Annotated in this window: 12 protein-coding genes; 11 read left to right on the forward strand and 1 reads right to left on the reverse strand. The window is 62.7% G+C overall.

Translation table 11 applies throughout. From position 1 onward, the window contains the following. Positions 1 to 207 precede the first annotated feature (207 nt). Positions 208 to 2,166, forward strand: a complete 1,959-nt coding sequence (locus NKJ67_RS29970) for an LTA synthase family protein (protein WP_502905250.1) — start codon at positions 208 to 210, stop codon at positions 2,164 to 2,166. 41 nt (positions 2,167 to 2,207) lie between these two features. Here the strand turns inward: NKJ67_RS29970 and NKJ67_RS29975 are convergent, their stop codons facing one another. Then, positions 2,208 to 3,866 (reverse strand): pilus assembly protein TadG-related protein, encoded by a 1,659-nt coding sequence (locus NKJ67_RS29975; RefSeq protein ID WP_352584858.1) that lies wholly within the window; start codon positions 3,864 to 3,866, stop codon positions 2,208 to 2,210. A gap of 453 nt (positions 3,867 to 4,319) precedes the next feature. On the opposite strand from NKJ67_RS29975, the gene rpsF reads away from it, so the two are divergent. From rpsF to NKJ67_RS30025, 10 genes are all read left to right on the forward strand, one after another. Next, entirely contained in the window at positions 4,320 to 4,820 is a 501-nt protein-coding gene (gene rpsF, locus NKJ67_RS29980) for a 30S ribosomal protein S6 (RefSeq protein ID WP_013532520.1), read from the forward strand. Continuing rightward, the gene (rpsR, locus tag NKJ67_RS29985; protein ID WP_006203718.1) at positions 4,820 to 5,068 is read left to right on the forward strand and encodes a 30S ribosomal protein S18; all 249 of its coding nucleotides are present in this window, start codon (positions 4,820 to 4,822) and stop codon (positions 5,066 to 5,068) included. The genes rpsF and rpsR overlap by 1 nt, the downstream gene beginning before the upstream one ends. Before the next feature lie 219 nt (positions 5,069 to 5,287). After that, positions 5,288 to 5,872, forward strand: coding sequence for a 50S ribosomal protein L9 (gene rplI, locus NKJ67_RS29990; RefSeq protein ID WP_023813757.1), 585 nt, complete (start codon positions 5,288 to 5,290; stop codon positions 5,870 to 5,872). Positions 5,873 to 6,171: 299 nt separating this feature from the next. After that, complete coding sequence (locus NKJ67_RS29995; RefSeq protein WP_352584861.1) at positions 6,172 to 7,476, forward strand: cyclopropane fatty acid synthase; 1,305 nt, start codon at positions 6,172 to 6,174, stop codon at positions 7,474 to 7,476. A gap of 69 nt (positions 7,477 to 7,545) precedes the next feature. Continuing rightward, a complete protein-coding gene (locus tag NKJ67_RS30000) occupies positions 7,546 to 7,869 on the forward strand; it encodes a YnfA family protein (protein ID WP_127322260.1) in 324 nt (107 codons plus the stop codon). Between the two features lies 1 nt (position 7,870). Continuing rightward, the gene (locus NKJ67_RS30005) at positions 7,871 to 8,842 is read left to right on the forward strand and encodes a small ribosomal subunit Rsm22 family protein (RefSeq protein WP_352584863.1); all 972 of its coding nucleotides are present in this window, start codon (positions 7,871 to 7,873) and stop codon (positions 8,840 to 8,842) included. Positions 8,843 to 8,983: 141 nt separating this feature from the next. Next, complete coding sequence (locus NKJ67_RS30010; RefSeq protein ID WP_127267849.1) at positions 8,984 to 9,697, forward strand: DUF1428 domain-containing protein; 714 nt, start codon at positions 8,984 to 8,986, stop codon at positions 9,695 to 9,697. Positions 9,698 to 9,743: 46 nt separating this feature from the next. Further along, the gene (locus NKJ67_RS30015) at positions 9,744 to 10,109 is read left to right on the forward strand and encodes a YciI family protein (protein WP_027037981.1); all 366 of its coding nucleotides are present in this window, start codon (positions 9,744 to 9,746) and stop codon (positions 10,107 to 10,109) included. Continuing rightward, on the forward strand, positions 10,106 to 11,335 hold the full coding sequence (locus NKJ67_RS30020; protein WP_292138163.1) for an RNA polymerase sigma factor: 1,230 nt from the start codon (positions 10,106 to 10,108) through the stop codon (positions 11,333 to 11,335). The genes NKJ67_RS30015 and NKJ67_RS30020 overlap by 4 nt, the downstream gene beginning before the upstream one ends. 226 nt (positions 11,336 to 11,561) lie before the next feature. After that, positions 11,562 to 13,052, forward strand: a complete 1,491-nt coding sequence (locus NKJ67_RS30025) for a replicative DNA helicase (RefSeq protein WP_127261333.1) — start codon at positions 11,562 to 11,564, stop codon at positions 13,050 to 13,052. The last annotated feature ends 5 nt before the right edge of the window (positions 13,053 to 13,057 follow it).

The following is a 13,057-nucleotide window of genomic DNA, read 5'->3' on the forward strand; positions in this document are numbered from 1 at the left end:
TTCTTGCCTGTGACGCATGGCGGGGCGCCAAGTCAAGCCCGGTTCGACCCTGCCCGGCGGCAGCCTCGTCCGCCGAGTGCCTGTTGCGAAAGGGTTTTTGGCGATCACTCCTGATGAAAACCGCTCACGATTCGTTTGCTGGCTCTTCTTATTTCCGTTACAGGCGCTAGCTTTGCGTGACAATTCCATGACAATCGAGTGACGTGCTTGTCGCCGGGTGGGGAAGTTAAAGTGGCAAAGAGTTACAAACGCACCGGCAAGGCCGCGCCACAGTTCCTGGAAGACGACCCCTCCACCGGCTATCTGCCGGGCAGGAGATGGCCGGTCGTGCGCTATGGGCTGATCAGCCTGGCGATCGCCGCTATCCTGGTGTTTGCCATCGAACTGATCGTGCGCGGCGACTTTGCCGGAACCATCTCCTTCTTCCTGCAGCCGTTCAAGCCGGGCTGGACCACCATCGTCGTGTTTGCGCTGCTCCTGATCGGCTTCGATGCGGTGCTCGGCCGCAGCCACCAGAGCCTGATGATCGTCGCGCCGCTGACCTTGTCGCTTGCTTTCGTCGGTCACCAGAAGTCGCACTATCTCGGCGATCCGCTCTATCCGACCGATTTCCTCTATGCCCGCCAGATCTTCGCGCTGCTGCCGCTTTTGGTACGCGAACGGCCGATGACCGCGCTTGCCATGGTCGTCGGCATCGTCGCCGGCCTGTCGCTGCTCGTCTACGGCTGGCGGCTATGGCGCCGCAAGGTTCCCGCACTCAGCCGCAAGGGGCGCCTTGCGCGGCTGACGCTGGCAGTGCCGCTGCTCGCCTTCTTCGTTTCGATCATGGACTACGCCACCTTCTCCTGGACCAGGGATCGGCTGCAGATCATCCCGATCATGTGGGACCAGAAGGAAAACTATGCCTCCAACGGCTTTGCGCTGGCCTTTGCCCTCAACGTGCCGATGGCGCATGTCTCGGCGCCGCCGGGCTATTCCGACAAGGCGATCGCAGCGATAGCCAGGCCTGATGTGACCGCCTCGGTGCCGGCCGAGAAGCCGGACATCATCATCGTCATGAGCGAATCCTTCTGGGATCCGACCAAGTTGCCTGGCGTCACCATCACGCCAGATCCAATCCCCAATGTGCGGGCGCTGCGCTCGGGCTCGATGTTCTCGCCGGAGTTCGGCGGCATGACCGCCAATATCGAGTTCGAGGCGCTGACCGGCTTCTCCAACGCGTTCCTGCCGGCAGGCAGCATCCCCTATCAGCAATATGTGCGCACGCCGACGCCTTCGCTCGCGACCTTCCTGAAGAGCCAGGGTTACCGGGCGCGCGCCATCCATCCCGGCACCAACTGGTTCTGGAACCGTGGCGCGGTCTATGCCGATTTCGGCTTCAACGATTTCAAGTCGGAAGAGACGCTGCCGCCAATGCAAAAGCGCGGGCCACTGGCATCGGATGCGGCGATGACCGACGAGATCATCAGCGAGGCCGACGCCAGCGACGAGCCGGTGTTCTTCTTTGCGGTCAGCCTGCAAAACCACGGTCCCTACGAGCCGAACCGCTATTACAATCCCACGCATAAGGTGCAGGCGCCGATCAGCCAGTGGGCGCGCGAATCGCTACTCAGCTACGCCGAGGGCTCAGCCGATGCCGATCGCGGCCTCGAACGCCTCGTCGAATGGGCCAAGAAACGCTCCCGCCCCACCGTAATCGCCTTCTTCGGCGACCATCTGCCGCCGCTGGGGCCGGTCTATGTCGAAACCGGCTTCCTCAAGGACAACGTCGCGCCGCGCAAGGAAGCGTCGCCCGAGGCTGCTCTCGAGCATCACGAGACGCCGCTGGTCATCTGGTCGAACCGCACCGGGCCGGCTGAGCAGATGGGTGCCGTCAGCCCAGCCTTCCTGCCCTATCATATCCTGAAAACGGCCGGGATCAGCCATCCATACTACACCGGCTTCCTGGGCGAGATGAGCGAACGCTACCGTGTCGTCGACCGCAATCTTCTGCTGACGCCGGCTGGCGAAGCCACCCCCGATTGGGCGCGGCAGAAGGAGATCGATCCGGCGATCCGCGATTTCCGCCTGCTGCAGTACGATATGATGTTCGGCAAGCGTCAGGCAGCGCCTGACTTCTTCCCCGAAACGGTCGACAAGGACAAAGTTGTCGCCCATACGAGTTGAGCCCAACGATCCCTCAGGCTCGTCTGTGTCGGATCGCGCGTTCAGTTCGTCAATTGCAGCTTCGAGAACTTGTTGGCGATCTGCTGGAAAACGTCCGGCAATTTGGTCGGATCGTTAACTGCATAATAGCCGCTCGGATCAGAAGCGCAGGCGCTGTAAAGCGCGCGGTTGGCTGCGGTGTCGGATTGCAGCACCATGGTGTAGATTTGCACGCCCTCGTTCTTCAATTGCGTGCAAACGTTTTTGGTCCAGCCGTCGACATTGCGCGCAGCGGTCGTCTGGTTATCTGATCCGAAACGGCCGCCGGCCAGATAACCATACGATGTGTAGTCAGATTTCGTCGGCTGTTGGCTGGCGCCATAGACGACGTTCTCGCCGTCGGTGAGCAACAGCACGATCTTGCTGATGCCTGGCGTCTTCCACGGCGCTCCATCGGTGTAGGGCTCGGCGGGCGACAGCACCCGCATACCCCATGACAGGCCCTCGGAGACATTGGTGCCCGAACCGTTCCACTCGGTCATCTGACTGGCAGCCTTGCGCAGCTTGTCGAAATCGTCGGTCAGGGGGACCACCGGGGTCGGACACGCACGGTTCGGACCGATAGTGATGGGAGAGCCGATCTCGGTGATGAGTTCCTTGGCGGGCGCAACATATTTGGCGATCTTTTCCCTGGCAGCCCTGTCATCGGGCGACAGAAGTTCGATGAGATTGCCGAGCAGGTTGCTGAGATCGATGCCCAGGATGTTGATGCCCGACTGGGCAAGCCTGGTTTTGTCGCTGACATCGTTGAGATAGGAGTTGTTGTAGTATTTATCCGAATTGCCATAGGAGCCAGACGGCTTTTGGGCGTCTTCGGGATCGTCCGGTGCAAAGTACGGCACGAACAGCGTGTCGGGCTTGGCCGTGTCGGGTGGCGTGTCGGAGATATTGTAAGCGCCTGGCCGCGCCTCGACACAACCCTTCCATCCGGTGCCATTCCATCCGGCATCGGTCCATCCGGTCTTCTTGAGCTGTTTGAAAAGCGCCATGTGGTTCGGCCGCTTGCCGTCGATGTCGGGAAAATTGACGCCGTTGGTTGAGGACTTGCCGTCCATGTCGATCCAGGACGGGTCGAAGCCGTCGCCATTGACGTTGACGGCCGTCACGAAAGGAACCAGCGAGGCGCGGATCTTGCGCGTCGGCGATTTCGCCGCTTCGAGCGTGTCGAGCAACGATTTTGTCGCCGTCCTCAGCGCCGTCATGCGCGCGCCGGCCATCGAGCCGGTGTTGTCCAGTACCAGCACGACTTCGAGCTGGTTGTTCGATTCGACCGCCGAGGCATCGACCACGATGTGCTTGCTGTCGCCGAACAGGAAGGCGAAGTTGAGATTGACGTCCGCCGAGGCAACCGCCTTTGTCTTGACGAAGTTGACGCCCTTGTCGACAGTCAGCGTCGCCTGCGCATTGCCGAGCTCGCCATGACCGACGATGTTGGCCTGGAAATAGCGGTTGAAAGCGTCATTGCGGGTGATGTCGAGATCGCCAAGGTGCGAAGAAGCAAGATTTGCCGAATCGAGAGCGTTCTGCAGATTGCTCTTGGCCCGCATAAGGGTCGAGACATCGGTTGCGAAAGCGACTGCCGTCAGGATGACCGGCAAACCCAGTCCCAGCACAAGCGTGAAATTGCCGCTCTTCGAGCGCCAGAATTTGTTGAAAAGCATCCTTACCCCCGGAAATGCTTGCCGCTTTTGCGCGGTTGTCCGGGCTTTTGCGCCTTCCATGATGAATCGACCGTTGATGGCCAGGCTTCAACTCCACACAACCTGCTGGTGTGGTTAAGACGTGGTTGCCGGAAACCACAACTCCGACCGTTGCTGCTCCCCGATCATCGGCTATGACACACGGGAATGCCGCTTGCGCTTGCTTTGCGGCCGGATTGCTGTATAGACGCCCGCAATCTGCCGGTCCTTGCTGGGGGCTGAACGGAGGGCCGGAGGTTTTTCAGAACCTTCGTGTGAAGCCGGAAGTGCTTCCGCCTCCCGTGTCTCCGCTCTCGACCGTCTCGTCATGCTCCTTTCTTCCCCCTGCCCCTTCGAGGGTTTGCGGGTCAGAGAAGTTGCAGAGGCTTTTGCCGCCGGGAACCGGGAGAGAAACGAAGAAAGGCATAGGACATAATGGCTCTTTACGAACATGTGTTTCTTGCCCGGCAGGACCTCTCGCAGCAGCAGGTCGATGCGCTTGTCGAACAGTACAAGGGTGTCATCTCCGCTAATGGCGGGTCCGTCGGCCGGGTCGAGAACTGGGGACTGAAGTCCCTCACCTACCGGGTCAACAAGAACCGGAAGGCTTACTACACGCTGATGGACCTGAATTGCCCGGCGGCCGCGCTCAACGAGATGGAGCGCCAGATGGGCCTGTCCGAGGACGTGCTGCGTTTCCTGACCATCAAGGTCGAGGCGCATGAGGAAGGCCCGTCGGCCATGATGCAGAAGCGCGAAGAGCGCTCGGAACGCGGCGGCTTCGGCGACCGTGACCGTGGCGATCGTGGTCCGCGTTCGTTCGGCGATCGTGATCGCGGCGACCGTGGCGATCGTCCGCCGCGCTCGTTCGGCGACGCTGGTGCCGATCGTGGTCCGCGCCGTCCGCGCGAAGGCTTTGAAGGGGGGGCAGAATAATGGTCGACATCAATCAGATCCCGACCCGGCGCCCGTTCCATCGCCGCCGCAAGACCTGCCCGTTCTCCGGCGCCAACGCGCCCAAGATCGACTACAAGGACGTGCGTCTGCTGCAGCGCTACATTTCTGAGCGCGGCAAGATCGTGCCGTCGCGCATCACCGCCGTCAGCCAGAAGAAGCAGCGCGAACTCGCCAAGGCGATCAAGCGCGCCCGCTTCCTCGGCCTGCTGCCCTACGTGGTTCGCTAATATCTCAAATGCGGGCGGTTCGCCGCCCGCTCTTCTCCCACGGCGACGGGCGCCGCAGGGCCGAACATCAAATCCCGGGTTGAGGTCAAAACCTCTAACTGCCGCAACAGGCAGGACAGCGACACCAGCGCCAAAGGCGCTCAAGCTTCCTGACCTGTTCCCAAGACATTCGGCGTCGATCTCATCGATCGATTGGCGCCCAACCGAAGGAACAAAACCATGGACGTCATTCTTCTCGAACGCGTTTCCCGTCTCGGCCAGATGGGCGATACCGTCAAGGTCAAGGACGGCTTCGCCCGTAACTTCCTGCTGCCGCAGGGTAAGGCGCTGCGCGCCAACGAAGCCAACAAGAAGAAGTTCGAAGGTCAGCGCGCCCAGCTCGAAGCCCGCAACCTCGAGCGCAAATCGGAAGCGGCCCAGGTCGCCGAAAAGCTCGACGGCAAGAGCTTCATCGCCGTTCGCTCCGCCGGCGAAACCGGACAGCTTTACGGTTCCGTTTCGACCCGCGACATCGCCGATCTGCTGACGGCGGAAGGTTTCTCGATCAATCGCAACCAGATCCTGCTCAACCAGCCGATCAAGACCATCGGTGTCACCAATGTGGCGATCGCGCTGCATCCGGAAGTCGAGGTCACCGTCACGCTCAACATCGCCCGCACGGCCGACGAAGCCGAGCGCCAGGCCAAGGGCGAGACTCTGACCACCGCCGAAGCCATCTATGGCGACGACATCAACGACAACGCCCGGCCGGAGAACTTCTTCGATCCGAACACCGAGTTTGAAGGCGGCGAAGACAACGCCTGATCATCCATAGCAAAGAGGTTGAAGCTGCGCTCCGATCTCGATTGAAGCGTGCTTCGATCACTTTGCCGTCATCCAGCCATGCTGGACCAATGCCCGGGCCTCTCGCCCGGGCATTTTTGTGCCAAATGGAACTTTTCGAACCCCTATATATTGTTGCAGACTATGGCGTCGCGCGTCCTTTGGCCGCGCAAAGCAACGCTGTGCGACTTTGGTTCGGCGCAAGATCTTCGGCGAAATCGGAACCGATTTTCGCGGTCACGCGCCAAGGCAGCCTGTCTGGCCGAGAGGGGACATTGGTCATGAATATCCTGTTGAAGCGCGTTCTCGACCGCCTGGTGCGTACCGGCAATCTCAAGGTGACCGGTCCCAAGGGCTCGGCTGTGGTTTTCGGCGACGGCAGCGGCGAACCGGTGCACATGCACATCAAGACCCCGCATGCCGAGCGCGCCATCACCTTCGATCCGATGTTGGCGGTGCCTGAAGCCTACATGGACGGCGAACTCGACATTCTCGAAGGCGGCGTGCTGGGCGTGATGCGCATCGCCTTCCAGAACATGGGCAGCGGCGGCATCGACGCCACCTGGTCGAAGGCCATCGAAGGCTTGCGCCACGCCTTCCGCCGGCTGCAGCAGATCAACACCGCCTCGCGCTCGCGGCGCAACGTGCAGCGACACTACGATTTGTCGGGCGACCTCTACCGGCTCTTCCTCGACGAGGACATGCAATATTCCTGCGCCTATTTCGAGCAGCCGGACATGACGCTCGACGAAGCGCAGGCCGCCAAGAAACGCCACATCGCCGCCAAGCTCCGGCTGAAGGCCGGCCAGACGGTGCTCGACATCGGCTCCGGCTGGGGCGGGCTTGGCCTCTACCTCGCCAAGGCGTTCGACGTCGACGTGCAGGGCGTGACGCTGTCGACCGAGCAGCATGGCGTAGCCACCGACCGGGCGCACGCGCAAGGGCTGGAAAGCCGTGTGCACTTCGAGCTGAAGGACTACCGCGAACTCAACGAGCGTTTCGACCGCATCGTCTCGGTCGGTATGTTCGAGCATGTCGGCGTCAACCATTACCGCACCTTCTTCGACAAGAGCGCGACGCTGCTCAAGCCCGATGGCGTGATGCTGTTGCACACGATCGGCCGTTCCGGCGTACCGTGGGCGACCAGCGCCTTCATCCGCAAATACATCTTCCCGGGCGGCTATATCCCTTCGCTCTCGGAAGTCATGCCGGCGATCGAAAAGTCGGGCCTGGTCGTCACCGACGTCGAGATCCTGCGGCTCCACTATGCCGATACGCTGAAGCACTGGGGCGTGCGCTTCGCCGCCAATCGCGACAAGGCCAAGGCGATCTATGACGAGCGTTTCTGCCGCATGTGGGAATTCTATCTGGCGGCCTCGGAAGCTGCCTTCCGCTGGCAGGATCTGGTGATCTTCCAGATCCAGATCGCCAAGAAGAACGACACGCTGCCGATGACACGCGACTACATGGCCAAATGCGAAAAAGCGCTTGAGATGCGCGACATGGGGCATCGTGAAACGGCTCCCGTCAAAAAGAGCCCGGCCGCCAAGCCGGCTCGCCGCCGCAAGGTTGCCGACCAGGAATAGCATTGCCGCTTGCCATTGCCGGCGCCTGCACTGAAAAAGGTCCCGTGACTGTCGCGGGACCTTTTTTTCATGACCTACGTCCTCTATGCCGCCGCCGCTCTGGCCGAGATCGCCGGCTGCTTTTCGTTCTGGGCCTGGTGGCGGCTGGATAAGTCGCCGCTTTGGCTTCTTCCCGGCCTCGCCTCGCTTGCCCTGTTCGGCTTCCTGCTGGCGCTGGTGGACATGTCAGCCGCCGGCCGCGCCTACGCCGCCTATGGCGGCATCTACATCGCGGCGTCGCTTGGCTGGCTGTGGCTGGTGGAGGGCGTTCGCCCCGACCGCTGGGATCTTGCCGGTGCCGCGCTCTGCATTGCCGGCGCTTCGGTGATCCTTCTCGTCCCGCGGGGCGCGTGAGATGGAGTTGCCGGCCTCCCTTCGCCAAGGTGTCGAGCGCCTGCTCGAAAACATTCCGCTGGCGGTAATCAAGCAAGCGGCAAAAACGCTGTCCGACCGTTACCGTGCCGAGTTGCGCGACGGCCGTTTGCACATGGCCGAGGATCTGGCCGTGAAAGCCTATTTGGCGACGCGGCTGCCGGCGACCTATGCCGCGATCCGCGCCAGCCTCGACGCGCTGAGCGACGCAAAGCCCGCCTTTCAACCCAGGAGCCTGCTCGATGTCGGCGCCGGCCCTGGCACGGTGCTTTGGGCCACGACCGACCTGTGGCCCGATCTCGAACAGGCAGTGTTGTTCGAAGCCAGTGCCGCGGTGCGCAAAGTCGGCGAGACGCTTGCCGGCGACACAATTGTCGCCCAGACCAGATGGCTGGCCGGTGATGCCACCATCGACCTTGCCGACATCGAGCCGGCCGATCTGGTCACGTGCGCCTATGTGCTCGACGAAATCGCTCCCGCATCACTGCCGAAGCTCATCGACCGCCTCTGGCAACTCACCGCCGACACGCTGCTTGTGGTCGAGCCGGGCACCCCCGCCGGCTGGCAGCGCATCCTTGCCGTGCGCCGGCAGCTGATCGAGGCGGGCGCGCATGTGCTTGCGCCTTGCCCGCATCAGGCGCCCTGCCCGCTCACCGCGCCCGACTGGTGCCACTTTTCCCGCCGCGTCGCCCGCTCGCGCCTGCACCGGCTGGCCAAGGACGCCGACGTGCCGTGGGAAGATGAGAAATTCATCTATGTCGCGGCTTCTCGCGACGGACTCACATCGCACCAGGCGCGGGTTCTTGCGCCGCCGAAATCCGGTTCCGGCAAGGTTCTGCTCAAACTTTGCCGGGACGACGGCACCGCCGCCGAGCGCTTGTTCACCAAGCGCGATGGCGCCGACTTCAAGCTGGCCCGGCGGCTGGACTGGGGCGACAGGCTGGTTTCCGAATAGACAGCAGCAGCGTTTGCGACCGCCTCGAAGAAAAATTTCGAAGCGATGTCGAATCCAGGCCGTGCCGTTCGACCATTGGCGTTCTCGGACCTTTCGAGACGCCAAGAGTGTCAAACGGCATCAGCCAATAGGAGAAACGCAATGAGCTATATCGCAGGATTTGTCGCCGCGGTGCCCGCCGCCAACAAGGAAGCTTACCGCAGGCATGTCGCCGAGGTGGCATCGGTGCTGAAGGAGTTCGGCACCACCCGCATGGTCGAAGGATGGGGCGACGACGTGCCCGGCGGCAAGATCACCGACTTCAAGGGAGCCGTGAAGGCAAAGCCGGATGAAGTCATCACCTTTTCATGGCACGAATACGCGGACAAGGCGGCGGCGGACGCGGCCTATCAGACGATGATGAGCGACCCGCGCATGGCGGAGATCGGCGCTTCCATGCCCTTTGACGGCAAGCGCATGATCATCGGTGGCTTCACGCCCTTCATCGACCTGAACACGACCGGCAAGACGGGCTATATCGATGGCTCGCTGGTGCCGGTGCCGGCCGCCAACAAGCAGGCCTACCTTGCCGTAGCGACGAAGCAGGCCGCGGTGATCAAGGAACACGGCGCAACCCGCGTTGTCGAAGCGTGGGGCGACGATGTTCCCGACGGCGAGGTCACCGACTACCGTGGCGCCGTGAAAGCGACGGGCGACGAGGTCGTCGTCTATGCCTGGGTCGAATGGCCGTCGAAGCAGGTGCGCGATGACGCCTGGAAAAAGGTGATTGCCGATCCGCGCATGTATGCCGACACCATGCCCTACGACAACCAGCGCCGGGTCCATGGCGGCTTTGCGCCGATCCTCGACGCCTGATCCCAAGAACCCTAGTTTTCGACAATCCTGGAAAAGGAAACCCACCATGCGTTACGCCTGTCTCATCTATTACCACCCCAAAACATTGTTCGGCGGCAGCCCGGAGGCCAATGCCGTGCTGGCCGAGTGCTCCGGATATGACGAGGTGCTCAAAGCCAGCGGCCACTTCGTAACCGCCGAGGCCCTGGTGCTGCCCGAGGAGGCAATGACCGTGCAGGTCCGCGACGGCAAGATGTCGACCGTCGACGGCCCGTTCATGGAGACCAAGGAGATCCTGGGCGGCATCATCGTCATCGAGGCCCGCGATCTCAACGAGGCGGTGCGAGTGGCGAGCGGCCATCCACTGGCAACGATCGGCTTTGTCGAAGTTCGCCCGGTCGTCGACTTCAGCCAGCCGCCGCCGGTCCTGTGAGCACCACCAGCCCCCGCGATGCCCTGGAGGCGGCCTACCGCACCGAGGCGCGGCGCGTGCTGGCGACCTTGATCCGCCTGCTCGGCGGTTTCGACGCGGCGGAGGAGGCCTTGCATGAGGCCTTCACTGCTGCCGCCGAGCAATGGCCGCGCCAGGGTGTGCCGGCCAACCCCTATTCCTGGCTGGTCTCGGCCGGCCGCTTCAGGACCATCGATCGCTGGCGCCGGGAAGCACGGCTGGCCGGGGCTCTGCCCGAACTCACGGCGCTGGCCGAGCCGACACGGGAGCCGGCCATGCCGGAAGACATCCAGGACGATGAATTGCGGCTCATCTTCGTCTGCTGCCATCCGGCGCTGGCGCCGGATGCACGCATCGCCCTGACCCTGCGCGAAGTGGGTGGTTTGACCACCGAAGAGATCGCCCGCGCCTATCTGACGCCGACACCGACCATTGCGCAACGCATCGTGCGGGCCAAGGCGAAGATCCGGGACGAGGCGATCCCCTACGAGGTGCCCGACCGCGCCGACCTGCCGGTGCGTCTCGAGAGCGCGCTGCAGGTGATCTACCTGATCTTCAACGAGGGTTACGCGGCCACCGAGGGGCCGAACCTGACGCGGGCCGACCTGTGCGCCGAGGCGATCCGGCTCGGCCGGCTGATGGTCGAACTGCTCGACCAGCCGGAGGCGCAAGGGCTGCTTGCCCTGATGCTGCTGCACGAGGCGCGGCGCGCGACGCGGGTCAATGCCAGCGGCGACCTTGTCCTGCTGGAGGATCAGGACCGCACGCTGTGGGACCGTTCGCTGATCGCCGAGGCCGACGGCCTGATCGGTCGGGCGATCGCCTCGCGCCGCATCGGACCGTATATCCTGCAGGCGGCCATTGCTTCCGTCCACGCCGAGGCGGCAGGCACGGCGGAGACCGACTGGGTACAGATCGTCGCGCTTTACGATGTGCTCGGCCGCGTCGACCCCTCACCGGTCGTGGCACTCAACCGCGCCGCGGCCATAGGCATGCGCGACGGCCCGCAGGCCGGACTGGCGGAAATCGAGGCGGTCATGGCACAAGGCGGGCTGGACGGCTACCATCTGGCGCACGCGGCGCGAGCAGACATGCAGCGCAGGCTTGGCTTGACCGAAGCGGCAAGGACCTCCTACCGGCGGGCGATCGAGTTGACCCGGCAACCGGCGGAACGCCGGTTCATCGAGGGGCGACTCGGTCAGCTTTGAGCGGGATGGCTGCACAGGGCACCATTCTTGTTTTCTCGTTTTGTTCTCCCTATAGATGCGCTACAATCGTTCTTTCGATTCGAGTCAATTGTGATTCTTTCCACCGAAAAAACTCGGCTGTGAATCGCGGGTATCAAAGCTGATTGGACAGGCACTGGTGCAGATAAGTCAGCATGGACTTGTCACGTTCTGATATCGAAAGGCCGGGATCGAAATCGGGGATATCATGGCAGAAGCAGCGCGAAAATTCGGCGTGGCGGAAACACCGCTTTATCGTGAAGCGCCCAACAACATCGAGGCCGAGCAAGCGCTGCTCGGCGCCATCCTCGTCAACAACGACGCCTTCTATCGCGTCTCGGACTTCCTCAAGGCCAGCCATTTCTACGAGCCGCTGCACCGCAAGATCTTCGAGGTGGCGTCCGAGTTCATCCGCATGGGCAAGGTCGCGACGCCGATCACGCTGAAAACCTTCCTGCCCGCCGACGAGAAGGTTGGCGACATGACGATGGCGCAATATGTCGTGCGGCTGGCGGTCGAGGCTGTGACCGTCGTCAACGCCACCGACTATGGCCGCGCCATCTATGACCTTGCGACGCGCCGCGCGCTGATCACGGTCGGCGAGGACATGGTCAACATCGCCTATGACGCGCCGGTCGACATGGCGCCCGGCGAACAGATCGAGGATGCCGAGCGGCGGCTGTTCGAGCTGGCCGAAAACGGCCGCTACGACGGCGGTTTCGAAAGCTTTTCCGATGCGTTGAAGAATGCCGTGGACATGGCCAGCGCGGCCTATATGCGCGATGGCCACCTGTCCGGCATTGCCACCGGCCTGCGCGATCTCGACCATCGCATGGGCGGGCTGCAGCCGTCGGATTTGATCATCATCGCCGGCCGCCCAGGCATGGGCAAGACGTCGCTGGCAACCAACATCGCCTACAACATCGCTGCCGCCTATGAGCCCGCCCAACAGGCCGACGGCTCGGTCAAGGCGGCCAATGGCGGCGTCGTCGGCTTCTTCTCGCTCGAAATGTCGTCGGAGCAGCTGGCCACCCGCATCATCTCCGAGCAGACCGAGATCCCATCGTCGAAGATCCGGCGCGGCGATCTGACGGAGGCCGATTTCGGCAAGCTCGTCGCCTACACGCAGGAGAACCACAAGCGCCCGCTCTACATCGACCAGACGGGCGGTATTTCCATTGCCCAGCTCGCGGCTCGCGCGCGCCGCCTCAAGCGCCAGCGCGGGCTGGATCTGATGGTTATCGACTATATCCAGCTGATGCAGGGTTCGTCCGCCAAGGCATCGCAGAACCGCGTCCAGGAAATCACCGAGATCACCACCGGGCTGAAGGCGCTCGGCAAGGAGCTGGGTGTGCCGATCATCGCCCTCTCACAGCTCTCGCGTCAGGTCGAAAGCCGCGACGACAAACATCCTCAGCTGTCCGACCTGCGCGAATCGGGTTCGATCGAGCAGGACGCCGACGTGGTGCTGTTCGTGTACCGCGAGGAATATTACATCAAGAACAAGGAGCCGGAGAAAGGCACGCCCGAGCATCTCGCCTGGGAGACGAAGATGATCGAGGTCCAGGGCAAGGCCGAAGTGATCATCGCCAAGCAGCGCCACGGACCGACCGGCACAGTCAGCCTTGCCTTCCAGGGCGAGTTCACCCGCTTCTCCGACCTCGCCGAGGAGCATCATCTGCCGGAAAGGTTCGAGTGACCTAT

It is taken from the genome of Mesorhizobium sp. M0088 (genome assembly GCF_040322895.1).
Lineage (GTDB): Bacteria > Pseudomonadota > Alphaproteobacteria > Rhizobiales > Rhizobiaceae > Mesorhizobium.

Bases quoted from the DNA above. Each gene is read 5' to 3' on its own strand.
- NKJ67_RS29975 (WP_352584858.1), bottom strand. From the start codon at position 3,866: ATGCTTTTCAACAAATTCTGGCGCTCGAAGAGCGGCAATTTCACGCTT.
- rpsF (WP_013532520.1), top strand. From the start codon at position 4,320: ATGGCTCTTTACGAACATGTGTTTCTTGCCCGGCAGGACCTCTCGCAG.
- rpsR (WP_006203718.1), top strand. From the start codon at position 4,820: ATGGTCGACATCAATCAGATCCCGACCCGGCGCCCGTTCCATCGCCGC.
- rplI (WP_023813757.1), top strand. From the start codon at position 5,288: ATGGACGTCATTCTTCTCGAACGCGTTTCCCGTCTCGGCCAGATGGGC.
- NKJ67_RS29995 (WP_352584861.1), top strand. From the start codon at position 6,172: ATGAATATCCTGTTGAAGCGCGTTCTCGACCGCCTGGTGCGTACCGGC.
- NKJ67_RS30000 (WP_127322260.1), top strand. From the start codon at position 7,546: ATGACCTACGTCCTCTATGCCGCCGCCGCTCTGGCCGAGATCGCCGGC.
- NKJ67_RS30005 (WP_352584863.1), top strand. From the start codon at position 7,871: ATGGAGTTGCCGGCCTCCCTTCGCCAAGGTGTCGAGCGCCTGCTCGAA.
- NKJ67_RS30010 (WP_127267849.1), top strand. From the start codon at position 8,984: ATGAGCTATATCGCAGGATTTGTCGCCGCGGTGCCCGCCGCCAACAAG.
- NKJ67_RS30015 (WP_027037981.1), top strand. From the start codon at position 9,744: ATGCGTTACGCCTGTCTCATCTATTACCACCCCAAAACATTGTTCGGC.
- NKJ67_RS30025 (WP_127261333.1), top strand. From the start codon at position 11,562: ATGGCAGAAGCAGCGCGAAAATTCGGCGTGGCGGAAACACCGCTTTAT.